This window comes from Streptomyces antibioticus, from assembly GCF_002019855.1.
Classification (GTDB): Bacteria; Actinomycetota; Actinomycetes; order Streptomycetales; family Streptomycetaceae; genus Streptomyces; species Streptomyces antibioticus_B.
On sequence record NZ_CM007717.1, the window covers coordinates 262079 to 282536 of the forward strand.

Below are 20458 nucleotides of genomic sequence, written 5' to 3' on the forward strand. Positions count from 1 at the left end.
AATCCACTTCCCGGAACTGGCAGGATGACCTCATGCCCCCCGCACAGACCGCCGGCCCCGACCCCGCACGCAAGCGGCGCGGAGTTCCCAGGTCACAGCCGCGACCGGGCCTGACCCCGGAGGCCATCGCGCAAGCCGGCCGACGGCTCATCGAGCGCGAGGGACTCGACGCGCTGACCATGCGCGCGGTCGCGGCCGAACTGGGGACGGCGGCCCCCTCGCTCTACCGCCATGTGGCCGACCGCGACGCGCTGTTGCTGGCGATCCTGGAGGACATCGCGTCCCGGCTGCCGGTGGAGGTACCGGGCGCGACGCCCGCGGAACGCCTCTACACCAGGCTGCTCACGGCCCACGACTACATGGCCGCACACGTCTGGGTCCTGCACGTCCTGATCCGCGGCGAACTGGTCGCCCGCAACGCCTTCCCCTTCAGCGACGCCTGCCTCGCCGACTTCCTCGCCGCCGGTCTCACCGAACGCCAGGCGTCCCTCGCCTACAGCGCCTGCTGGCACCTCACCACCGGCGAACTCCTCAACGAACACCCCCTGACCCCGCCCCGCCGGCCCACGCAACGCGACCTCGCCATCGCCTCCCTGGACCCCACCGCCCTCCCGGCCCTGGCCCGCGTACGAGCGACGACCGAGCCGGACCCCGCCGACACATACCCGACAGCACTCAAGGCCCTGCTGACGGCGCTGCTCCCGACTCCCCCGGCTACCTGAGCAAGTCCGGGCACTCGTCGGCGAAGCCCTCCGAGACGGGCTGCCATGCGCCGTGATCCTCCCGCACGCTCAACCGGTCCGCTTCCTTCGCGACCTCGATCAACTGAGCGGTGGTCAGGGGCACGGCCGCCGCGAAGACCCGCCCGAGGTGGTGGCAGTGCAGCATCGGGCGGACTTCCGTCGAGTACGGCTCATCGGCGACCGCGAAGAGATCGGGCAGCGTCCACCCGAGCGGCCCCGCCACGGCGGAGAGTTGCTGTCGACGGTGCGGACTCGGATCCCAGCGCCACACCATCTGGTACAGCGTGCTGCGGGCCAGCCCCATGAAAGGCAGTTCGCGGACACCGAAGCCACGGTTGCGCAGCAGCTCACCGAGCACGGCGGCAAACCTGGTCTCGGCGGGACGGCGGCCCGGCCACGCCGGCTCCACGAAGGGTTCGCGGACGGCGACGCGGGGCAGCGAGCGGGCGAAGACCTCCAGCGCGGCAAGCTGTGAGTGATCGCAGTGGCTGACGCGGTACGCGAACTCCCTCATGACCACGGCGTCGCGCTTCGGGGGAAGGAGTTCCGCCGGCACAGGGTGGCCCGCGACAACGAGAAGGTCGGCGGCCGGTATGTCGAGTTCGAGGGCGAGTTCGGTGAGTCGCTGCGGCGCGGTGCCGGTGCCGCGCGCGGCGAGGCTGCTCAGGACGGCGTGCCGTTCCACTACGACTCCGCGACGACGATGTAGAACGTCACCGCCGCGAGGAAGGGCCCCGTGGAGAGGTGGTCCAGCCAGTGTCGGGCCGCGTCCTCGGTCAAGTAGCCGGCCGCCACCGCGCGTTGTGTCGTGCGTTCCAGGCCGAGGATCTTGTCGGCTGCCCCGGCGTCGCGGAAGACGGGGGTGATCGGGATGACCGAGGGCACTGTGAAGCCGGCCGCCGTCGCCAGTCGGGGAAGCTGTCTGCCGATGCGGGAGTTGCGGACGACCTCGTCCGTGACGAACTGGGTGTAGGCGCGGGCGAGTTGGCCGTCCGGATGGTCGACGGTCAGGGTCTCCCAGTCCGGCTCGCCCATGACCAGGCGCCCGCCGGGGCGGAGGACGCGGTGGATTTCGTGGAGCGCTCCCGCCGGGTCGGCGACGTGTTGGAGGACCCGGTCGGTGCGGGCGCGGTCGGCGGTGTGGTCCGGCAGCGGCAGGTCGTGGATGTCGGCGCGTCGCACGGAGACTGCGTGCTGGTCCGCGGTGCGTTCTCTCGCCACGTCGATCGTGGCCTGGTCGTGGTCGATGCCGATCACCTTGCCTGTCTCGGTGACCGCTCGGGCGAGTGAGGCGAGGTCGGTGCCGGGGCCGCAGCCCAGGTCGAGCGCCGTATGGCCGGGGCGGATGGCGAGTTCGTGGAGCATGCGCTCCTTGTAGGAGCGGCCGAGACCGGTCGCGGCGACCCGGTCGAGGTAGGCGATCGGGTCGGGGGTCGCCGACTCGAAGACTGATGAGGTCATGGGGAGCAGTCAATCAACTCCCCTGGAGAAAAGAGGGCTTGGCGCTCAGGACGGCTGGACCTCGTCGAAGAGGGCCAGGGCTTGGGTGGGGTCCGGGCTCACCAGGCGTTCCAGGCCGGCCGTCGTGATCCTCGCCCATCCGGCGGCCCGTTCCCACATCCGTTCCTCGAAGGCGCGGACGGCGTCGTCCAGTTCGTCGGGGTCGGTGGCGAGGGACTCGGCCAGTTCGGCGCCTTCCAGCATCGCGAGGTTCGCGCCCGCTCCCAACGGGGGCATCAGATGGGCCGCGTCGCCCAGGAGCGTCACCCCGGGTGTGTGGGTCCAGGTGTGGGACACGGGCAGGACGTGGAGGGGGCGGTGGACGAAAGCCGTGCCGTGGTGGAGGAGTTCGAGGACGGGCGCGGCCCAGCCGTCGAACAGCGCGAGCAGGCTCGATCGTACGGTCTCGGCGTCGGCCGGGCCGAGGTTCGCGTACCGGTCCAGCGGTGCGCGGAACTGCGCGTACACCTTCACATGGCCCCCGCTGTTGCGCTGGGCGACGAGGGCCCGGTTCACACCGTAGACGGCGAGGGAACCGTCGCCGATCAGACGGGCGAGGTCCGGGTGGCGGCGGTCCACGTCGTCCAGGGAGGTCTCCACCGACGTGACACCCGTGTAGTGCGGCGTCACCGGCGAGACCGCCGGCCGGACCCGGGACCAGGCCCCGTCCGCGCCGACCACGAGGTCGTACGCCTCCTGCCGTCCGTCCGTGAGGACGACCCGCGCGCCGCCCCGGGCACCCGGCACCACCTGCGTTACGCCACTCCCCCACCGGACGTCGAGGGGACCGAGCAGCAGGTCGCGGAGTTGTCCGCGGTCGATCTCGGGATTGGCCCGCTCTTCCGGGCCGGGTCGCCAGTCGCGCAGGACGGTCCCGTCCGGGGACAGGATGCGCATGGCCTGCCCCTCGGGGCGGGACAACGCCTGGAAGTCTGCCGTCAACCCCGCCTTTTCCAGGGCGAGTTGACCCAGCCCCGCGTGCAGGTCGAGCGTGCCGCCCGGTGGGCGGGCGTCGGGGGCGGAGTCGCGTTCCAGGACCGTCACGGCGTGGCCGTGGCGGTGCAGGACGCGGGCGAAGGTGAGGCCGGCGGGGCCGCTCCCCACCACGGCGATGCGATGTCTCATGTCGATACACTGTATTGATTCGATACGTCGTATCGCAACAGTATGGTGTGACCATGACTGTGTGGGACCGGCCCGAGCCGCCGACTCGACCCGCGCCGCTCGACCGTGAGCGGATCGTCGCCGCGGCCGTCGCCCTGGCCGACGAGGGCGGGCTGGACGCGGTGTCGTTGCGCAAGGTCGCCGCCCGTCTGAACGCCGGCCCGATGCGGCTGTACGGGTACATCGCCACCAAGGAGGAGCTGTTCGACCTCATGCTGGACGAGGTCTACGCCGAGATCCTCCCCGAGGAACGGCCCGGTGACTGGCGCGAGGCGCTGGGCACCCTCGCCCATCGCACCCGGCAGGCCGCGCTCCGTCACGAGTGGCTGGCCGACCTGCTCGGCGGCCGCCCGGCCCTCGGCCCGAACGGCCTCGCCGTCGCCGAGGCCACCCTGTCCGCGCTCGACGGCCTCGCCGACATCGACACCGTCATGCGCGCGGTGGAGACCGTCAGCGCCTACTTCACCGGCGCGATCAGACGCGAGATCGCGAACCTGCGGGCCGAGCGCGCGACGGGCCTGTCCAAGCACGACTGGCAGCGCGCCTCAGGCCCTCGTCTGACGAAATTGCTGGCCACGGGCGGCTTCCCGGCTCTCACCAAAGCCGTGTACGACGGCACAGACGTCGACGCCGAGACGACGTTCACGACCGGTCTGGACTGGGTCCTCGACGCCGTGGCCGCCAGACTCAGCCCGCCGCGGGGATGACCTGATCCCCGTCACCCGGGGTTCGCACACCTTCCCATGACACACCGTCAGCACAGCGGAATGCGGGCAGCACAGTGCGCTTAAGGTGACGTGGCCGCGGCCTTCCGGCGTCCCGGGCGCGCCGCCGCTCACCACCTACCCAGGGGACGGAAGGCATGGCGAAATCCCAGCGGCAGGTCCGGTCCGACCGTCCGTGGTACGCCGTAGCGGCGGTCGTCTTCGCGGTGGGCATGGCCGGTACGACGCTGCCCACCCCGCTGTACGGGCTCTACCGCGAGGAGATCGGCTTCTCGCAGTTCATGGTGACGGTGATCTTCGCCGTCTACGCGGTCGGCGTCATCGCCGCTCTGCTGGTGGCGGGCAACTTCTCGGACGTCGTCGGCCGTCGACCGGTGATCTTCGTGGCGCTGGTGCTGTCCGTGTTCTCGGCGGTCTGTTTCCTCTTCGAGGACGGGCTGCCGCTGCTGTTCCTGGGGCGGCTGCTGTCGGGGTTCGCGGCCGGGCTGCTCAGCGGGGCCGCGACCGCCGCCGTCACCGAACTCGCCAAGACGGGGCAGCGGCGGCGGGCGGCGTTCGCGGCCACCGCGGCGAACATGGGTGGGCTGGGGTGCGGGCCGCTGCTGTCCGGGGTCCTCGCCGAGTACGCCCCGTACCCGCTGCGGTTGCCCTACCTGGTCCATCTCGGGCTGCTGGTCGTCGCCGTGGTCCTGCTCGCGGCGCTGCCGGAGACCGTGGAACGTCCGGTGCCGCGGCCTGCTCTGCGCCCGCAGGGCATGGTCGTACCGGCCGAGGCCCGTTCGGTGTTCGCGCCCGCCGCGCTGGCCTCGTTCGCCGGGTTCTCGGTGCTGGGGCTGTTCACCGCGGTCGCACCGGCGTTCGCCGCGCAGTATCTGGGCGTGGACAACCTTGCCGTGGAGGGCGCGATCGTTCTGCTGGTGTTCCTCGCCTCGACCGCCGGCCAACTGTTCATGGAACGCGTGGGCCCCGTCCGCGCCCTGCCGCTGGGCTGCGCGATCCTGGTCGTCGGGCTGGTCCTGATCGGTTCCTCGCTGCTGGTGGAGTCCCTCGGGGTGCTGGTCGCGGGAGCGGTCGTGGCCGGCATGGGGCAGGGGCTGTCCTTCCGCGCGTCGGTCGCCGAGGTCTCCCGTGCCGCCCCCGACCGGCAGCGCGGCGCGACGATCTCCGCGCTGTTCGTCACCGCCTACGTCGGTATCTCCCTCCCCGTGGTGGGAATCGGCGCCCTGACGGTGGCCGTCGGGCTGCGCGGCGCCGGGTTGATCTTCGTCGGCTGCGTCATCGCCGTCTCGACGGCCGTCGCCCTCCACCTGGCCCGCCGCCCGGAGTTGCGGGGGCCGTGAGGGGGGCAGGGATCATGGATGCAGCCGATTCGTCAGGAGATGCCCATGACTGTTCGTCGTGTCGTACCCAATATCCGGGCGGAGGGGGGCGCGGAGGCGGTGCGGGAGAGCCGGGCGTTCTACGGTCTGCTCGGCCTCCAGGAGGTCATGGATCACGGTTGGATCATGACGCTCGGTTCGCCGTCCGACCCGACGGCGCAGGTCAGTTTCATGACCCACGACAAGACGGCCCCGGTCACGCCCGACCTGAGTGTCGAGGTGGACGACGTCGACGCGGCCTACGAGGCACTGCGGGAGAGCGGCGCGGAGATCGTGCACCCGTTGCGGGACGAGGAGTGGGGAGTGCGGCGGTTCTTCGTGCGTGACCCCAACGGCCGGGTGATCAACGTGCTGACACACCGCGGGTGACGTGGCGTTTCAGCCGAGGTCCAGGTCGCTGCGGACCAGGTGGTGGTCCGAGTGCGCGGTGGGCTGTACGTGCTGCTTCAGCGGGGTGATGCCGCGCAGGAAGATGTAGTCGAACTTGCTCTCCCAGTCGGTGGTCACCTCGCAGGTGCCGTCGGAGCCCGGACGGCACTGGGGGTCGGCGTCGTCGGCCAGGGCCCACATGCGGGTGAGTTCGGAGGCGTACGGCACCGCGTTGAAGTCGCCGAGGACGATGGCCCGCTTGTGCCGGGCGACCTCTGCCGCGAGGACGCCGACCTGGTCCGCGCGGACGGCTTCCTGGCGCCGTTCGGCGAGGTGCGTCACGAAGACCCGGACGCGCTGGCCGCCGACCGTGGTGGTGACCTCCATGTACCCGCGGTCCTCGGATCCGCCGTCCGGGTACTCGGTCTTGACGACGTCGGTCATCGGCGCCGCCGAGAGGAGCGCCGAGCCGTAGCCTCCCGGGCTCCACGGCGCTCCCCCACAGCGGCTCCAGCTCCGCAGCACGCTGCCGTACTCGACGTGGTACACGAGCCCGTACCTGCTCTTGAGCTGGTCCCGGATGCTCTCGACGTCCCGCACGCAGGCTTCTTGCAGTCCGATCACCTGGGGTGCGTAGGTGGCGATGTCGGCGGCGCGGTCGGCGTTGCTCTCGTCGCAGGGGTTGCAGATGTTCCACGTCATGACACGGTTCGCGACGGTGTCCCGGGCGCCCCCGGCGGGCAGCGACGTGCCGTCGAAGCCATCACCCGATCCACTACGGCCGAGGAGCACCACGCAGACCACCGCGAGGGCGCCCACGAACAACCGCGTGCCCTTTCCGAGCACCGCCGCCTCCTCAGTGTGCGAACCCGGGGCGACCGACGTCACCACGTCCGAGCCTACGTGACGGCGCTGTCGGCAACCTGTCGTCGCACCTCGGAACCGCCGGGTAACGTCCCTGCCGTGAAGGTCCACAGACGGTGGGGAGGGGAGGCGTGGACGGTGTTTGAGTCTGTCAGGTACTCCGCCGCGTGCCAGACCTGCGATGCGGAGATGGAGTGCTGGGGCGTGCAGGCCCTGGTCGGTGACCAGTTGCGTTGGGACGTCGAGTCGACGTGCTCCGCTTGTGGGTTTGCCGAAGCCGTGTGCGGTGGTGCCGGTGCCATGCCGGCAGAACGGCGGGCTCAGATGCTCGCCGAACACGGCGCCGCGTGGCTTCAGGTAGACCCTCCGTCGGCAAGGAGCGTCACCATCATGCGCGTGCTGCGCGCCGAGTTGGGCATCGACCTGATCGAAGCCAGGGCGACGCTGCACCGTGTGCTGGACGGTGACTGCTCAGGCACGCTTCCGGAGATGGAACACCTGGCCCGCGCACTTCGAAGGGCCGGCATTTCTGCCGCGGCTACTCGCCGTTAGGCGTCCGCGCCGACGGCTTCCGCTACGCCGAAGAATCCGCGTGCGCCCCACCAATCACCCGAGGAACACTGTGCGGATGGATTCCGTGGTTCGTCCGACGGTGCAGGAGCGGGCGGTTCAGTACGTGGCCGGGTTGGCGTCGGGGGGCGTGTTGGACGGGGCGTTGCGGGTGACGCTCAACTTTCATCCCGATCGGTTGGTGCGCGGTGGGGCGTGGGTTCTGGAGGGTATGGCCGCGGACGGCGTGTATCGGTCGCAGTTCGTCACGGGGACCAGCAACGGTGGGCTGACCGCGTATCCCGGTGGGGACCGGTGGCGTTGGGAGAGCCGGATGTTCGGCGGGGCGTATGACGGCGGGGCCGCTCATGAGCGGCCGGTCTACGGGGCGTTGAACTTTCGGCGGAAGCCGTTCGGCGGGGCCCCGCGGTTCGGGTCGGCGCATTTTCGGCTGGCCGTCGGGACGTTGGCGCGGACCACGTTCTGTTATCCGGACAGTTGCGTCGAGCCCACGGATTTCGGAGTGGCGGACCGGATGGGGCTCGTGGAGCTTGCTCTCGCCGACCGGCAGGATGACCTTGACGACTACATCGAGGCACAGGTGCATGGGCCGGTGCGGCTCGGGCGGCCGGATGTGGAGGCGCTGGTCCTCGATCCCTGTTATCGGGGTACGGGCGTCGAGGCCGCCGCCCTGGCGCTCGGGTGTCCCGTGGAGTGGCATCCCGGGTTTCGGCTCACCGTCGACGAGCTTCGCCGTCATCCCGGTTACCGCGGTCAGGAGTACGTCGATCTGGGCGCGCGGATCGCCGTCGACGGTGTCCTCGATCCCCGCATCGTCGGGGACGCCGCGCGCAGCGGTCGTTTCGATCCTCAGGCGGTGAAGAAGGTGTGGCATTGCCTCGCGCGGTACGGAGTGTCCTCCGACGTGTGTGCACCTCGCGCGGCACTAGGGTGATCGGCGTGACGACACAACGATGGGCTCTCGGTGGCGACTTGGATGTCGCGCGGATCGGCTACGGCGCGATGAAGCTGACCGGCTGGCCGAGGGGTGAGCGGCCCGACCGGGACACGGCTCTCGCCGTCCTGCGCCGGGCCGTGGAGCTGGGTGTGAACCACATCGACACCTCGCACTACTACGCCCGTGACGGCGTCGCGGCCAACGAGCTGATCCGGGAGGCGCTGCACCCCTATCCGGACGGCCTGGTGATCGCCACGAAGGTGGGCGCCCTGGTCGAGGGGCCCGACATCGCGCTGCCCGACGCGGCGAAGACCGGCCTGACGCCCGACAATCTGCGCCGGGGAGTCGAGGCCAACCTGCTCTCGCTCGGCGTGGACCGTCTGGATCTGGTGAACCTGAGGATGGGGGACCTGGAGCGCGCCGGGACGTCCTTGGCCGGGCCGCTGGAGACCCTTCTGGCGCTGCGCGAGGAGGGGTTGATCCGGCATCTGGGCGTCTCCAACGTCACCGCCGAGGAGTTCGCCCAGGCACGTGAGGTCGCGCCGATCGCCTGCGTCCAGAACCTCTACAACCTGGCCCGCCGCGACGACGATCCCCTCATCGACACCTGCGCCGAGGCCGGTATCGCCTACGTCCCGTTCTTCCCGGTCGGCGGCTTCCAGCCGGTCACCGCCGAGCACCTGGACGGCATCGCCGCTCGCCATCACGCGTCCGTGCCGCAGGTGGCGCTGGCCTGGCTGCTGGCCCGCTCGCCGAACGTTCTCCTCATCCCCGGCACGGGCTCGGTCGGGCATCTGGAGGAGAACGTCGCCGCCGGCGAGCTGACGCTGAGCGCGGAGGACATCGCCGCGCTCGGCTGAGGCGTACGAGCCCGGTTTCTAGCGCGCGTTCAGGGCGCGGACCAGGTCGATGCCGCGTCCGAGGTTGTCCAACCGTGCCGCGAGCGTGTCGCCGGCCGGGTAGAGGCGGACGGTGTCCACGCCCGCGGCGCGCCAGTCCCCGAGCCGGGCGCGGACCATGTCCTCGGTGCCGATCAGGGTCGTGGCGAGGACCATCTCGTCGGTGACGAGGGCCGTGGCGCCGGCGCGGTCCCCGGCCTGCCAGCGTTCGCGGATCCGGGCGGCGACGTCGGCCCAACCCTGGCGGCTGTAGGCGTTGTTGTAGAAGTTGGTGGAACCGGAGCCCATACCGCCCAGGGAGAAGGCCAGTTCCTTCTTGCGGCTGCCGACGACCTCGGCCAACTGCCCTTCGTCCGCGACGATGTTGATCTCGGCGCCCTGGCAGACGTCCAGGTCGTCGCGGGTGCGGCCGGCGCGGGCCAGGCCGCTGTCCAGGTGGGTGAAGTAGGCGTCGTCGGCGCCCTCGGGCACGAAGCTGGTGCCGAGCCAGCCGTCGGCGATCTCACCGGTGAGTTCGAGCATCTTCGGGGACAGGGTGGCGAGATAGACCGGCACCTGCACCGGCGGCACGCTGAGCCGCATCGGGCGGCCCTCCCCGTCCGGGAGGGGGATGGTGTACTGACGGCCCTCGAAGCGGATCTTCTCGCCGCCGAAGGCGCTGCGGACGATCTCGACGGTCTCCCGCATCCGGGTCAGCGGCCGTGCGAACGGTATGCCGTGCAGGCCCTCGATGACCTGCGGTCCCGACGCCCCGAGGCCGAGGCGGAAGCGGCCGTCGGACAGGTGGGCGAGCGTCATCGCGGTCTGGGCGACGGTGACCGGGGAACGGGTGCCGAGCTGGATCACCCCCGAGCCGAGCAGGATCCGTTCGGTGCGGCCGGCCAGATAGCCCAGCGGGGACGGGGCGTCGCTGCCCCACGCCTCGGCCACCCAGCAGATGTCCAGGCCCAGCTTCTCGGCCTCCACGACGAACTCGACGATCTCGCCCCAGGCGCCGCCGGACGCCTCGACGGTGGTCGCGGTGCGCATCACATCTCCCGTTCGGCCAGCGCCTTGACGGCGGCGAGGTTGGCCTTGATCCCGGCCTCGAACTCCCGCAGCCGTACGAACACGATCTTCTGTTCCTTGTCCGGCATCGCGTCGATGGCCGCGCTGAGGCCGGAGCGGTCCGGGCCCATCTGCGCCCACTGCTCCAGCACCGTGCCCGAGCCCTCCGGGCGCAGGGTGAACCGCCATACGCTGGCCGGACGGGCGGGGTCGCCCACGGCCCAGGCGAAGCGGTGCGGCTCCTCGCAGTCGACGACCGTGCTGGCCGTCTCCCAGTCACCCAGCGCGGGGTGGGTGCTGCGTCCGAGGAAACGGTTGCCCGGCCGCGGGCCGGTCGCGCCGTCCAGCCACTCCACCTGCCGCAGTTCGGTGCTGAGCCTGGGCATCAGATGGATGTCGCTCACCAAGCCCCACAGATGCTCCGGCGGCGCGTCGATGTACGCCTCCGCGGAGACGGTGGGGGTGTCCGCGTAGACCTGTCCCGTCCACTCCATGCCGTCGATCCCCTCTCTCTCGCTCGATGACCTGCATGGTTGCCTATTAAGACTCACTCGCGCAAGGTCCGGGCGGCATGCTGTCCGGTACCGGTCGCCTGCTGAGTTTCGTCAAAGGACTCGTACCATCGGGGTATGAGGCGTACGTCGTTCGCGAACTGGCCCTGCTCGGTGGCCAGGACCATGGATCTGCTCGGTGACGCGTGGAGTCCCCTGGTGCTGAGGGAGGCGTTCTACGGGGTGCGCCGGTTCGACGCGTTCCAGCAGGAGCTGGGCATCGCCCGCAACACCCTGTCGGAGCGGCTGCGCCGACTGGTCGAGGCGGGGCTGATGGAGAAGCGCGCGTACGACACCCAGCCGGTCCGCCACGAGTACCTGCTGACCGAGTCGGGGCGTGACTTCTACGGCGTGATCCTCGCGATGACGCACTGGGGTGACCGGTGGCTGGCGGACGAGGCGGGTCCGCCGGTGATCACCCGTCACGAGACCTGCGGCCACGACGCCCACGGCGAGGTGGTCTGCTCCCACTGCAAGGAGCCCCTCGCCTGGGAGGACGTCACGGCCCGCCCCGGCCCCGGCTACCCGCGCAAGCTGCTCGACCGCCCGGACGTCCGCCGACGGTTCAAACTGGACGAGGCGGCGGAGCCTCCGGCGACCGAGGCCTGAGCCCGGACCGGATCACAGGATCCGCAGGGGACATCCGGTGCGTCCGGAGGGGTACTCGGGTCGGGCAGCCCACCACTCCCCCGAGGAGGACGACATGATCATCCTGGGCGCCATCCTGCTCGTCATCGGCTTGATCACCGGCATCGCCGTCCTGTGGACCATCGGAGTCATCCTCCTGGTCGTCGGAGCGGTCCTGTGGATCCTCGGCAGCCTGGACCACGCCGTCGCCGGCCGCCGCCACTACTGGTGACCTGAGACAGTCCCCTACCCCTCGCGCAGCACGATCGTCAGAAGAACCCGCAAGATCAGTGCCAGAGAGCCGAACCCGCTCACGCAGACCACGATCCGTGTGCAAGCAGAGTCGCTTCGTGGTCCATCACGCACAGAACTGCGCGAGCGATATGCCGAGTTCGCTTTCGGGCGGCCGCCAAGGGATTCCTCGTACGCGTTATCAATCCGTGGCCCGAATGACCGTTCTGGCTGGTGAGGGCGGTGTGGATCACACCGACAGTTACAGAACGATCACACACTTCACACTTTGGCCGCGCAGGGTGTTCTGACGCTTACACTCAGCCAGCACCCACTGAGTCGCTGGGGGGAACACCCATGCTCCGTAGATCCGCCGTTCTGCTCACCACCGCCGCCTGCTTCGCCGTCACCGGCTGCTCGTCGTCCGACAGCGCCGGCGATGCGGACGGTTCGTCGTCGCCGACACTGTCAGCCGCGGAGGCCCGTCAGGCCTGCGTGGACGCCTGGGCCATCGCGATAGGCTCCCAGCCCACCGGCTGGGCCCCCGAGATGACCGACCAGGACGCCGTGCCCGCCGAATGCCTGGGGCTGTCGGTCCAGGAGTACACGGAGTTGTTCTCCGAAGGTCTCGAACAGACCAAGAAGAAGGACCAGTAGGCAACGACCCGTAGGCAACGACCCGTAGGCGTGGACCGGTACACAAGGACCGGTGGACGCGGAAGGCCCCCGCACTCACCCCCGTCGCGAGGGCCCGCGTCCGTCAGGCCGGTGCGACCTCCCCGGCCTCCGTCGCCGTCTCGGCGCCCGACGAAGTGACCACTTCCGAGGCGCCGTTGTCACGGTCCGTGGCCCCGCTGAGGAAGGCGAGGCCCAGGCCGGCCGCGGCGAGGGCCGCGCCGACCAGGGCGGGTGAAGCCCAGCCCCACCCGGCCGAGATGGCCAGGCCGCCCAGCCAGGCACCGCCCGCGTTGGCCAGGTTGAAGGCGGAGTGGTTCGAAGCCGCCGCCATCGTCGGGGCGTTCTTCGCCTTGGCCATGAGCAGCATCTGCACCGGCGTGGTGACCATCGCACCCATCGCACCCATGACCGCGAGCGTCACCAGCGCGGGCACCGTGCTGTGGACCGTGAAGTAGAACGTCACCAGCGACGCGCCGAGCAGGGCCAGCCCGCCGTACAGCGTGGGGCGCAGGGCGCGGTCGGTCAGCGGGCCCGCGATCAGCGTGCCCACCGTCATTCCGCCGCCGTAGAGCGCCAGGACCCACGTGGTCGAGGACTCGGCGAGGCCCGTCAGGTGCGTCAGGATCGGCACCAGATAGCTGTAGACGGCGAAGAAGCCGCCGAATCCCACGACGGCGACGGCCAGGCCGAGGGCGACCTGCCGGTTGCCCATCGCCCGCAGTTCGTGCCGGATGCCCGCCTGCCGGCCGCGCGGCTGGTGGGGGACGAAGGCGGCGAGCGCGGCCAGGGCGATCAGGCCGATGACGGCGACCGCGCAGTAGGCGTACCGCCAGCCCAGTTGCTGCCCGAGCGCCGTACCGGCCGGGACGCCGACGATGTTGGCGACGGTGAGTCCGAGGAACATCCGCGACACGGCCGTCCCGGCCCGCTCGGGCGCGACCAGCCGGGAGGCGACGACGGCACCCACGCCGAACAGCGCCCCGTGCGGCAGCCCCGCCAGGAAGCGCGCGGCGAACAGCAGGCCGAAGTTGGGGGCCAGGGCGGAGGCGATGTTGCCGACCACGAACAGGCCGGACAGCAGGAGCAGGAGCCGCTTGTGGGGGATGCGTGCCCCGATGCCGGTCAGTACGGGTGCGCCGACGACGACGCCGAGCGCGTACGCGGAGACGACGTTGCCGGCGTGCGGCACGGACACGCCGACCCCGTCGGCGATCTGGGGCAGCAGCCCCATCGTGGCGAACTCGGTCGTACCGATGCCGAACGCGACGAGAGCGAGGGCCAGCAGAGCCAGTGGCATGGAGCGGTAATACCTTTCACGGGCGGCGATCCGGGACGCGGCGGAGCGGACGGGGACCGTCGTCGCCCGCTCCGGTGGCCAGTCGCGCCGGCCACCATTGCCCGGTGCGCCCCCCAGGACAGGGAAGGCCCACAAGGAGTCCAGCGGCGGCGGGGGCCCGCGCATTCCAAGATCGGACCACGGGAAATATGGCCTCGGTCACACTCGGCTGCCCGCCTACCCCTGGTAGAGCTTCCGGGCGCGGGGCAGGTCGCACGGCCCTCCCTCTCCCATAGAAAGAAAGAAGTCCGCCTGCCATGCCTGCGCGCTGCCAGCCTGGCGGTTCGTCGTCGTCACCCAGGGCGCGTAGACGCGGAAAGCGCGTTTCCCTCCGGAACCGGCCGCCGATACGACGCCGTGCGCGCGCAACGCGTCCTTGGGGAACACGAACTGGCCGAAGCCCTGCCGATCGCGGGTGCTGACGACGAAGAGGTCGACGGGGTCCGTCACGTCGAACGGCTGGATGGGTCCGCCCGGGGACCTTTTCCACACGGTGACGAACTGACCGACCTTCGTGGGCGTCGTCTTGCCCGTACGGAAGCGGACGGCGCGGCCGTCGAGGGTGAACGCGTGGGCCGCGTACTCGGCGCTCTCGGCCTCGGGCACGGGCCGCGAGCAGGTGAAGCCACACGGGTCGTAGACGAGCGCCTTCGCCGCGCGCAGGTCCGCGTGGACGGAGGAGATGTCCGACCAGGACAGGGGGTTCGTCGTCATGCGGTCACCCTGTCACGCCCGCCATGCGTAATACTCTCCTGGTGAAGCTGATCATTACCCCCGCTGCCGCCGACGGGTCCGTCACGATCCGGCGGGCCGTGGCGCGGGACGCCAAGCGGCTCACGCGGCTCGTGCGGGGTTCGCGCGCCTACGAAGGGCCGTACGCGCCGATGGTCGAGGGCTACCGGGTCGGCTCCGCGTACATCGAGGCCCACCGGGTCTTCGTGGCCGTGAGCCTCGACGAACGCGGTCAGGAACAGGTCCTCGGGTTCTACTCGCTCGTGCTGGCGCCGCCCGAGCTGGATCTGCTGTTCGTCGCCGACCGGGCGCAGGGGCTCGGCATCGGGCGGCTGCTCGTCGCGCACATGACGTCCGAGGCCCGGGCCGCCGGGCTCGACCGGGTCCGGGTCGTGTCGCATCCGCCCGCCGAGGGGTTCTACCTCGGCGTGGGCGCGGTGCGCACCGGGACCGTGGCCGCGAATCCGCCCGCGGTGGCGTGGGACCGTCCCGAGCTGGAGTTCCCGATCCCGTAGGAGCGCGCGGGGCGCGAGATGGGTCACAGCGGCGGGCGTCCAGGCGGCCTTCCGGACGTACGGACGTCCCTGACCACGCCCCATTTACGTGCAGCATGCAATGAAATGCCTACGACCCGTAAGGGGGACATGCCCGCCTATGGTCGCTCCTTGGCCTGCCGCCGGCGCCGTCGAGCAGACCCGTCCCTGCCCCCGACGAAAGTAGGCGAGCGAAGTCTTGGCGAGTGCCACAGTCACCCCTCCCCCTACGATCCACCCGGTCCCGGTCCACCCGACCGCTCCGGAGAACGCCGACGTCACCGTCACCGACCCCGCGCTCGTGAAGCGTGCCGTGAAGGCCGCCGCGCTGGGCAACGCGATGGAATGGTTCGACTTCGGCGTCTACAGCTACATCGCGGTCACCCTGGGCAAGGTCTTCTTCCCGTCCGGGAACCCGACCGCCCAGCTCCTCTCCACCTTCGGCGCCTTCGCCGCCGCCTTCCTGGTCCGCCCCCTCGGCGGGATGGTCTTCGGTCCGCTCGGCGACCGTGTCGGCCGTCAGAAGGTGCTGGCGCTCACGATGATCATGATGGCCGCGGGCACGTTCGCCATCGGCCTCATCCCCTCCTACGCCTCGATCGGCGTCGGCGCCCCGCTGCTCCTGCTGGCCGCCCGGCTGGTGCAGGGCTTCTCCACCGGCGGCGAGTACGCGGGCGCGTCCACCTTCATCGCCGAGTACGCGCCCGACAAGCGCCGCGGCTTCCTGGGCAGTTGGCTGGAGTTCGGCACCCTCGCCGGGTACATCGGCGGTGCCGGCCTGGTCACGCTGATGACCGCGCTGCTGTCCACCGAGGACCTGCTGAGCTGGGGCTGGCGGATCCCGTTCCTGATCGCGGGTCCGATGGGCCTCATCGGGCTCTATCTGCGGATGCGGCTGGAGGAGACCCCGGCGTTCGCGGCGGAGCTCGAGAAGGCCGAGTCGAACCGCCCGAAGACCCCGCTGCGCGAGATGATCACGGGCCAGTGGCGTGCGCTGCTGCTCTGCGTCGGCCTCGTGCTGGTCTTCAACGTCACCGACTACATGCTGCTGTCGTACATGCCGAGCTATCTGACCAGTGAGCTGAAGTACGACGCGACGCACGGCCTGCTCGTCGTGCTCGGCGTGATGGTGCTGATGATGGCCGTCCAGCCCTTCGCGGGCGCGCTGACCGACCGTGTGGGCCGCCGGCCGGTGATCGCGGCGGGCTGTGCGGGCTTCCTGGTGCTGTCCGTTCCCGCGCTGCTGCTGATCCGTCAGGGCAGCCTGGTCGCGGTGGCGCTCGGCATGGGCGCGCTGGGGCTGCTGCTGGTCTGCTTCACGGCGGCGATGCCGGCCGCGCTGCCGGCGCTGTTCCCGACGAAGGTCCGCTACGGGTCGCTGTCGATCGGCTTCAACGTCTCCGTGTCGGTCTTCGGAGGCACCACGCCGCTGGTCGTGACCGCCCTCATCGGGGCGACCGGCAACATGATGATGCCCGCGTACTACATGATGGCCGCGGCCGTCGTCGGTGGTGTGGCGGTGTGGTTCATGGCGGAGTCGGCGGGACGTCCGCTGCCCGGCTCGGCACCCGCCGTGGAGGGCTGAGGCCCCCGGGGCCCGAGCGGGGCTGGGCCGGCTCATCGAGCACACCCCGCACGCCTGGCACGCGGCTCCGCACGCCCGACGCCCGGTCCGGCTCACCTGCAACCGGGCTCCACACGCCTGGCATCCGGCTTCACGCGGAAGCGCACCCGGCCTCGCGCCGTAACGCAACCGGCGTCACGCCGTAGCGCACCCGGCCTCGCACGGTAGCGCACCCGGCTCCGCCCGATGACCCGGTGACTCCCCCGGCTCCGCGCGGTGGTCCGCCGTGATCGGCTCCGCCGGCCCACCGCGCGTGCGGAGCGTCAGATCCGGCCGCCGGTGAGCCGGGTGATGGGGCCGTGGGCGTGCCGGCCGGAGCGACGGCCCGCCGCGTACGACGCAGCGGTCAGTACGGTCACGCCCGCGCCGACCCCGGCGGCGACCAGCTTGCGCTGGGCGATCGCCGTCCAGGCCGTCTTCGCGGTGTCGGCGACCTGACCGGTCGTCGCGGCGAGCGTCTGGCGGCCCGCCTCGACGCCGCGGGCCACGCCGTTCGCGGCGCCCTCAGCCTTGTCGGCGGCGCGATCGGCCCCGGACTTCGCGGCCGACGCGGCGTCGGACGCCTTGTCCGCCGTCCTGTCCGCGGCGCTGTTCGCGGCCCGTACGGCGGGGGCCGTCGCCCTCTCCACCGCGCGTTCGGCCTCGGATGCGGTCGCGCGCCGGGCGGCGCGCGCTTCGTTGGATTCGGTGCTCGGATCAGTCATGGACTCCGCGTTGCCCCTCACCCGGGGTGCAAACACGTTCGGCCGTACGACATGCCCAGCCTTTCGGGAGCACGACCTGTGCGGCTCCCGGCCGGCGGCCTCACCGTGACAGCCCCAACCGCCCCGGCAGACGGGCCGCGAGATGGTCGGCCAACGCCGTGACCCGGCGCGGCACATGCCCGTCGCTCGCCAGCAGGGCGTAGATGTCGGCGGCCGGAGTCGGCACCTCGGGCAGGACGCGCACGAGGTCACCCCGTTCGAGGTACGGCCGCACCTGCCACTCGGAGCGCATGATCACACCGCGCCCCTCCAGCGCCCAACCGGTCACGACGTCACCGTCGTTGCTCGCCAAGGAGCCGCGCACCCGCACCTGGACGGGATCACCGGCGTCCCCGAACCGCCAGAGGGCGAAGTCCCCTTCGTTCTCGCGCAGCACGATGCAGTCGTGCTCGGCAAGTTCCTCGACTCGCTTGGGAACGCCGTGTCGTTCGAGGTACGACGGGGCCGCGCACGGCACCCGGCGGTTCTCCGCGAGGCGGCGCATCCGCAGCGAGGAATCCGGCGGTGCGCCCACATGGACGGCGACGTCGAACTCCCGCCGGTGCGGCCGCAACGGCAGCGCCGAGGTGTTCAGCACGACCTGGAGCGCGGGGTGGGGCGCCGCGAACTCCGCCAGCAGCGGGGCGACATGCGCGCGGCCGAGGCCGAGGGTCGCCTGGACGACCAGCGAGCCGCGCAGGTCCCCCGAGCCGTCGGTCACCACGTCCTCCAGTTCGCGGAGCCGGTCGAGGATGGCGTCGATCCCGCTCGCGTAGAGGGCGCCCTCCGAGGTGAGCACGAGGCGCCGGGTGCCGCGTTGGACGAGGCGGACGTCGAGGCGTTACTCCAGTGCGCTGAGCCGCTTGCTGATCGCGGGGAGGGAGCAGCCGAGCCGGCGTGCGGCAGCGGTGAGGGTCTCACTGGCCGCGACGGCCTGGAAGAACTGCAAGTCGTCGATGGACGTCTTCATCAGGCCCTCGATCCGCCAGGGGCTTTCCGTGAGGGAAAGGGTAACTTGCCTGATCAGCCGTTGTGACGGGCCCCCGTGCCGCCCAGAGTGGGAGGCCGCGCACGCCGGCCGGACCGGCGTGCTCCGCCCGTCGAGCGAGGAGCACCAGCCGTGGCACAGCGTTACCGCGTCGCCGCCATTCCCGGGGACGGTATCGGCAAGGAGGTGGTGCCCGAGGGGCTGCGCTGTCTGCGCGCCGCCGCCGACACCTACGGATTCGCCCTCGACGTCGAGGAGTTCGGCTTCGCGAGCGCCGACTACTGGGTGCGGCACGGCCGGATGATGCCGGAGGACTGGCGCGACGTCCTGGGCGGCTTCGACGCGATCTTCTTCGGTGCGGTGGGGTGGCCCGAGGCCGTGCCGGACCATGTGTCGCTGTGGGGAAGCCTGCTCCGGATGCGCCGCGACTTCGACCAGTACGTCAATCTGCGGCCGGTCCGACTGCTGCGCGGGGTCCGCAGTCCCCTGCGTGACCATCGTCCGGGCGACATCGACTTCTATGTGGTGCGGGAGAACACCGAGGGCGAGTACTCCAGCATCGGCGGACGCATCTTCGAGGGCACCGAGCGCGAGACGGTGCTCCAGGAGACCGTGATGACCCGCGTCGGCGTCGACCGGGTGCTGCGGTACGCCTTCGAACTCGCCGACGCCCGGCCCCGTCGCCGGCTGACCTGGGCGACCAAGAGCAACGGCATCTCGATATCCATGCCCTACTGGGACGAGCGGGCGGGCGAGATGGCGCTGCGGTATCCGCGGGTGCGGGCCGACAAGGACCACATCGACATCCTGGCCGCCAAGTTCGTGCTCCGGCCCGAGCAGTACGACGTCGTGGTGGCGAGCAATCTCTTCGGCGACATCCTCTCCGATCTGGGCCCGGCCTGCACGGGCACGATCGGGGTGGCCCCGAGCGCGAACATCAACCCCGATCGGCGGTACCCGAGCCTCTTCGAGCCCGTGCACGGTTCGGCGCCGGACATCGCGGGGCTGGGCGTCGCCGATCCGGTCGGGCAGATCTGGAGCGGGGCGATGATGCTGGAGCATCTGGGCGAGAGCGCCGCTGCGGCCGCCGTGGTGGCCGCGATCGAGTCGGTCCTGGAGGAGCATCCGGAGGTCCGCACACCCGATCTCGGCGGCGACGCCACGACGGTGGCTCTCGGGTCCGCCATCGCGCGGCGGATCACCGCCGGGGCCCCTGCCGGTGCGGGCCGGGTCGCCCCGTGAGCCACCCGCGTGACGACGAGGGGAAGAGCGTGCCGCGCGTCCTCGTCACCGCCGACTATCTGCGCCCCGGCGACGAGACGGACCTGTATCTGCGGGCGGCCGGATGCGAGACCCGCCATGCGCCGATGACCGGGCGGCGCGACCCGGAGGATCTCGTGTCGGCGCTCGCAGGCGTCGACGCGGCGCTCGTCGCGAACGAGCCGCTCACCGCCGATGTCCTCGCCCGCGCCGGGCGGTTGAAGGTCGTGGTGCGCACCGGTGTCGGCTACGACTCCATCGACGTCGGTGCCGCGGCCCGGCTCGGGATCAGGGTGAGCAACCTGCCCGGGATCAACGCGAACGCCGTGGCCGAGTACACGCTCGGCCTGCTGCTCGCGTCCGCGCGCCGGCTGGTCGAGAGCGCCACGGGCGTGGCCGCGGGGGCCTGGCCGCGCGAGGACGGGCACGAACTGCGGGGCGCCACACTGGGTTTGGTCGGCTACGGCGCCACCGCCCGCGCGGTCGTCCCGCTCGCCCGTGCCTTCGGTATGGAGGTGGTGTGCGCCACCGGGGTGCCCGAGGAGCTGCGGGACGACTCCTCGGTCCGTTTCGTGGCCCTCCCCGAGCTGCTCGCGCGGTCGGACTACGTCTCGATCCACTGTGCCCTGACCGACAGGACACGCGGGCTGTTCGATGCCGGGGCCTTCGCGCGGATGAAGAGGACGGCCCTGCTGATCAACACCGCGCGCGGGGCGATCGTAGACGAGCAGGCGCTCGCGGACGCCGTGCGGTCGGGCGCGATCGCGGGGGCGGCGCTCGACGTCGTGACGCGTGAGCCCCTGCCCCCGGAGAGTCCGCTGCGCGGCGTCCGGGGCATCACCGTCTACTCGCATCTCGCGGGTCAGACGGCGCAGGCACGGCGGGCGTCGGGGCTCGCGGGTGCGGAGGAGCTGGTGGCCTCGTTGCGGGGGCGGCCGAGGTTCGCCGTCAACTGACA

At 71.2% G+C, this 20458-nt stretch carries 25 protein-coding genes; 14 read left to right on the forward strand and 11 right to left on the reverse strand.

Features of this window, described 5'->3' with window-relative positions; all coding sequences use genetic code 11:
• The first annotated feature begins 32 nt into the window (after nucleotides 1-32).
• Nucleotides 33-722, forward strand: coding sequence for a TetR/AcrR family transcriptional regulator (locus AFM16_RS01210; RefSeq protein WP_078631731.1), 690 nt, complete (start codon nucleotides 33-35; stop codon nucleotides 720-722).
• Here the strand turns inward: AFM16_RS01210 and AFM16_RS01215 are convergent.
• The 3 genes from AFM16_RS01215 to AFM16_RS01225 are packed head-to-tail and all read right to left on the reverse strand — an operon-like array spanning nucleotide 715 to nucleotide 3368.
• A complete protein-coding gene (locus AFM16_RS01215) occupies nucleotides 715-1428 on the reverse strand; it encodes a hypothetical protein (protein WP_078631733.1) in 714 nt (237 codons plus the stop codon). The two genes, AFM16_RS01210 and AFM16_RS01215, sit on opposite strands and share 8 nt — an antisense overlap.
• Entirely contained in the window at nucleotides 1428-2204 is a 777-nt protein-coding gene (locus AFM16_RS01220) for a methyltransferase domain-containing protein (protein WP_078631735.1), read from the reverse strand. The genes AFM16_RS01215 and AFM16_RS01220 overlap by 1 nt, the downstream gene beginning before the upstream one ends.
• A gap of 45 nt (nucleotides 2205-2249) precedes the next feature.
• A complete protein-coding gene (locus AFM16_RS01225; RefSeq protein WP_078631737.1) occupies nucleotides 2250-3368 on the reverse strand; it encodes an FAD-dependent oxidoreductase in 1119 nt (372 codons plus the stop codon).
• A gap of 53 nt (nucleotides 3369-3421) precedes the next feature.
• On the opposite strand from AFM16_RS01225, the gene AFM16_RS01230 reads away from it, so the two are divergent.
• From AFM16_RS01230 to AFM16_RS01240, 3 genes are all read left to right on the forward strand, one after another.
• Nucleotides 3422-4114 carry a TetR/AcrR family transcriptional regulator gene (locus AFM16_RS01230; RefSeq protein WP_078631739.1) on the forward strand — a complete coding sequence of 231 codons (693 nt, stop codon included), beginning with the start codon at nucleotides 3422-3424 and terminating at the stop codon, nucleotides 4112-4114.
• A gap of 155 nt (nucleotides 4115-4269) precedes the next feature.
• The gene (locus AFM16_RS01235) at nucleotides 4270-5472 is read left to right on the forward strand and encodes an MFS transporter (protein ID WP_078631741.1); all 1203 of its coding nucleotides are present in this window, start codon (nucleotides 4270-4272) and stop codon (nucleotides 5470-5472) included.
• A 45-nt stretch (nucleotides 5473-5517) separates the two neighbouring features.
• Nucleotides 5518-5880, forward strand: coding sequence for a VOC family protein (locus AFM16_RS01240; protein ID WP_078636795.1), 363 nt, complete (start codon nucleotides 5518-5520; stop codon nucleotides 5878-5880).
• Between the two features lie 9 nt (nucleotides 5881-5889).
• Here the strand turns inward: AFM16_RS01240 and AFM16_RS01245 are convergent, their stop codons facing one another.
• On the reverse strand, nucleotides 5890-6726 hold the full coding sequence (locus AFM16_RS01245; RefSeq protein WP_078631743.1) for an endonuclease/exonuclease/phosphatase family protein: 837 nt from the start codon (nucleotides 6724-6726) through the stop codon (nucleotides 5890-5892).
• A 222-nt stretch (nucleotides 6727-6948) separates the two neighbouring features.
• Here AFM16_RS01245 and AFM16_RS01250 point away from each other — a divergent pair, with 222 nt between their 5' ends.
• The 3 genes from AFM16_RS01250 (at nucleotide 6949) to AFM16_RS01260 (ending at nucleotide 9111) form a co-directional block, all read left to right on the forward strand.
• A complete protein-coding gene (locus AFM16_RS01250; RefSeq protein ID WP_245177591.1) occupies nucleotides 6949-7296 on the forward strand; it encodes a hypothetical protein in 348 nt (115 codons plus the stop codon).
• 76 nt (nucleotides 7297-7372) lie between these two features.
• Nucleotides 7373-8248, forward strand: coding sequence for a DUF3626 domain-containing protein (locus AFM16_RS01255; RefSeq protein WP_078631747.1), 876 nt, complete (start codon nucleotides 7373-7375; stop codon nucleotides 8246-8248).
• Nucleotides 8249-8253: 5 nt separating this feature from the next.
• The gene (locus AFM16_RS01260) at nucleotides 8254-9111 is read left to right on the forward strand and encodes an oxidoreductase (protein WP_209313210.1); all 858 of its coding nucleotides are present in this window, start codon (nucleotides 8254-8256) and stop codon (nucleotides 9109-9111) included.
• Nucleotides 9112-9129: 18 nt separating this feature from the next.
• Here AFM16_RS01260 and AFM16_RS01265 read toward each other — a convergent pair whose 3' ends face one another.
• Nucleotides 9130-10179 (reverse strand): LLM class flavin-dependent oxidoreductase, encoded by a 1050-nt coding sequence (locus tag AFM16_RS01265; protein ID WP_078631749.1) that lies wholly within the window; start codon nucleotides 10177-10179, stop codon nucleotides 9130-9132.
• Nucleotides 10179-10691, reverse strand: coding sequence for an SRPBCC family protein (locus AFM16_RS01270; protein WP_078631751.1), 513 nt, complete (start codon nucleotides 10689-10691; stop codon nucleotides 10179-10181). The genes AFM16_RS01265 and AFM16_RS01270 overlap by 1 nt, the downstream gene beginning before the upstream one ends.
• Nucleotides 10692-10826: 135 nt before the next feature.
• Between AFM16_RS01270 and AFM16_RS01275 the strand changes: the two genes are divergently transcribed.
• From AFM16_RS01275 to AFM16_RS01280, 3 genes are all read left to right on the forward strand, one after another.
• Complete coding sequence (locus tag AFM16_RS01275) at nucleotides 10827-11357, forward strand: winged helix-turn-helix transcriptional regulator (RefSeq protein ID WP_078631753.1); 531 nt, start codon at nucleotides 10827-10829, stop codon at nucleotides 11355-11357.
• A 94-nt stretch (nucleotides 11358-11451) separates the two neighbouring features.
• Nucleotides 11452-11607: a DUF6131 family protein gene (locus AFM16_RS39255; protein ID WP_167797134.1), complete on the forward strand. Its 156-nt coding sequence runs from the start codon at nucleotides 11452-11454 to the stop codon at nucleotides 11605-11607.
• Nucleotides 11608-11963: 356 nt separating this feature from the next.
• Nucleotides 11964-12263, forward strand: coding sequence for a hypothetical protein (locus tag AFM16_RS01280; protein ID WP_078631755.1), 300 nt, complete (start codon nucleotides 11964-11966; stop codon nucleotides 12261-12263).
• A 103-nt stretch (nucleotides 12264-12366) separates the two neighbouring features.
• On the opposite strand, the gene AFM16_RS01285 is transcribed toward AFM16_RS01280, so the two are convergent.
• On the reverse strand, nucleotides 12367-13581 hold the full coding sequence (locus tag AFM16_RS01285) for an MFS transporter (RefSeq protein WP_030788903.1): 1215 nt from the start codon (nucleotides 13579-13581) through the stop codon (nucleotides 12367-12369).
• A 216-nt stretch (nucleotides 13582-13797) separates the two neighbouring features.
• Nucleotides 13798-14334, reverse strand: a complete 537-nt coding sequence (locus tag AFM16_RS01290; RefSeq protein ID WP_030788906.1) for a MepB family protein — start codon at nucleotides 14332-14334, stop codon at nucleotides 13798-13800.
• Nucleotides 14335-14357: 23 nt separating this feature from the next.
• Between AFM16_RS01290 and AFM16_RS01295 the strand changes: the two genes are divergently transcribed.
• Nucleotides 14358-14867, forward strand: a complete 510-nt coding sequence (locus AFM16_RS01295; protein ID WP_078631757.1) for a GNAT family N-acetyltransferase — start codon at nucleotides 14358-14360, stop codon at nucleotides 14865-14867.
• A 217-nt stretch (nucleotides 14868-15084) separates the two neighbouring features.
• Nucleotides 15085-16470 carry a glycine betaine/L-proline transporter ProP gene (gene proP, locus AFM16_RS01300; RefSeq protein ID WP_370627989.1) on the forward strand — a complete coding sequence of 462 codons (1386 nt, stop codon included), beginning with the start codon at nucleotides 15085-15087 and terminating at the stop codon, nucleotides 16468-16470.
• Nucleotides 16471-16772: 302 nt separating this feature from the next.
• On the opposite strand, the gene AFM16_RS01305 is transcribed toward proP, so the two are convergent.
• The 3 genes from AFM16_RS01305 to AFM16_RS39780 form a co-directional block, all read right to left on the reverse strand.
• On the reverse strand, nucleotides 16773-17213 hold the full coding sequence (locus tag AFM16_RS01305; RefSeq protein WP_107419002.1) for a hypothetical protein: 441 nt from the start codon (nucleotides 17211-17213) through the stop codon (nucleotides 16773-16775).
• 100 nt (nucleotides 17214-17313) lie between these two features.
• Nucleotides 17314-18051, reverse strand: coding sequence for a LysR substrate-binding domain-containing protein (locus tag AFM16_RS01310; RefSeq protein ID WP_245177592.1), 738 nt, complete (start codon nucleotides 18049-18051; stop codon nucleotides 17314-17316).
• A 42-nt stretch (nucleotides 18052-18093) separates the two neighbouring features.
• Entirely contained in the window at nucleotides 18094-18222 is a 129-nt protein-coding gene (locus AFM16_RS39780; RefSeq protein WP_245177593.1) for a helix-turn-helix domain-containing protein, read from the reverse strand.
• A gap of 150 nt (nucleotides 18223-18372) precedes the next feature.
• Between AFM16_RS39780 and AFM16_RS01315 the strand changes: the two genes are divergently transcribed.
• Together AFM16_RS01315 and AFM16_RS01320 are read left to right on the forward strand one after the other, a co-directional pair.
• Entirely contained in the window at nucleotides 18373-19482 is a 1110-nt protein-coding gene (locus AFM16_RS01315; RefSeq protein ID WP_078631761.1) for a tartrate dehydrogenase, read from the forward strand.
• Nucleotides 19479-20456 carry a phosphoglycerate dehydrogenase gene (locus AFM16_RS01320; RefSeq protein ID WP_245177594.1) on the forward strand — a complete coding sequence of 326 codons (978 nt, stop codon included), beginning with the start codon at nucleotides 19479-19481 and terminating at the stop codon, nucleotides 20454-20456. The genes AFM16_RS01315 and AFM16_RS01320 overlap by 4 nt, the downstream gene beginning before the upstream one ends.
• Nucleotides 20457-20458 lie beyond the last annotated feature (2 nt).

What these genes read in the sequence shown, in the direction of transcription:
- AFM16_RS01280 (WP_078631755.1), top strand. Translation starts at nt 11,964, where the DNA reads ATGCTCCGTAGATCCGCCGTTCTGCTCACCACCGCCGCCTGCTTCGCC.
- AFM16_RS01220 (WP_078631735.1), bottom strand. Translation starts at nt 2,204, where the DNA reads ATGACCTCATCAGTCTTCGAGTCGGCGACCCCCGACCCGATCGCCTAC.
- AFM16_RS01270 (WP_078631751.1), bottom strand. Translation starts at nt 10,691, where the DNA reads ATGGAGTGGACGGGACAGGTCTACGCGGACACCCCCACCGTCTCCGCG.
- AFM16_RS01210 (WP_078631731.1), top strand. Translation starts at nt 33, where the DNA reads ATGCCCCCCGCACAGACCGCCGGCCCCGACCCCGCACGCAAGCGGCGC.
- AFM16_RS01275 (WP_078631753.1), top strand. Translation starts at nt 10,827, where the DNA reads ATGAGGCGTACGTCGTTCGCGAACTGGCCCTGCTCGGTGGCCAGGACC.
- AFM16_RS01255 (WP_078631747.1), top strand. Translation starts at nt 7,373, where the DNA reads ATGGATTCCGTGGTTCGTCCGACGGTGCAGGAGCGGGCGGTTCAGTAC.
- AFM16_RS39780 (WP_245177593.1), bottom strand. Translation starts at nt 18,222, where the DNA reads ATGAAGACGTCCATCGACGACTTGCAGTTCTTCCAGGCCGTCGCGGCC.
- AFM16_RS39255 (WP_167797134.1), top strand. Translation starts at nt 11,452, where the DNA reads ATGATCATCCTGGGCGCCATCCTGCTCGTCATCGGCTTGATCACCGGC.
- AFM16_RS01305 (WP_107419002.1), bottom strand. Translation starts at nt 17,213, where the DNA reads ATGACTGATCCGAGCACCGAATCCAACGAAGCGCGCGCCGCCCGGCGC.
- AFM16_RS01240 (WP_078636795.1), top strand. Translation starts at nt 5,518, where the DNA reads ATGACTGTTCGTCGTGTCGTACCCAATATCCGGGCGGAGGGGGGCGCG.
- AFM16_RS01235 (WP_078631741.1), top strand. Translation starts at nt 4,270, where the DNA reads ATGGCGAAATCCCAGCGGCAGGTCCGGTCCGACCGTCCGTGGTACGCC.
- AFM16_RS01295 (WP_078631757.1), top strand. Translation starts at nt 14,358, where the DNA reads ATGCGTAATACTCTCCTGGTGAAGCTGATCATTACCCCCGCTGCCGCC.
- AFM16_RS01285 (WP_030788903.1), bottom strand. Translation starts at nt 13,581, where the DNA reads ATGCCACTGGCTCTGCTGGCCCTCGCTCTCGTCGCGTTCGGCATCGGT.
- AFM16_RS01230 (WP_078631739.1), top strand. Translation starts at nt 3,422, where the DNA reads ATGACTGTGTGGGACCGGCCCGAGCCGCCGACTCGACCCGCGCCGCTC.
- AFM16_RS01265 (WP_078631749.1), bottom strand. Translation starts at nt 10,179, where the DNA reads ATGCGCACCGCGACCACCGTCGAGGCGTCCGGCGGCGCCTGGGGCGAG.
- AFM16_RS01225 (WP_078631737.1), bottom strand. Translation starts at nt 3,368, where the DNA reads ATGAGACATCGCATCGCCGTGGTGGGGAGCGGCCCCGCCGGCCTCACC.
- AFM16_RS01290 (WP_030788906.1), bottom strand. Translation starts at nt 14,334, where the DNA reads ATGACGACGAACCCCCTGTCCTGGTCGGACATCTCCTCCGTCCACGCG.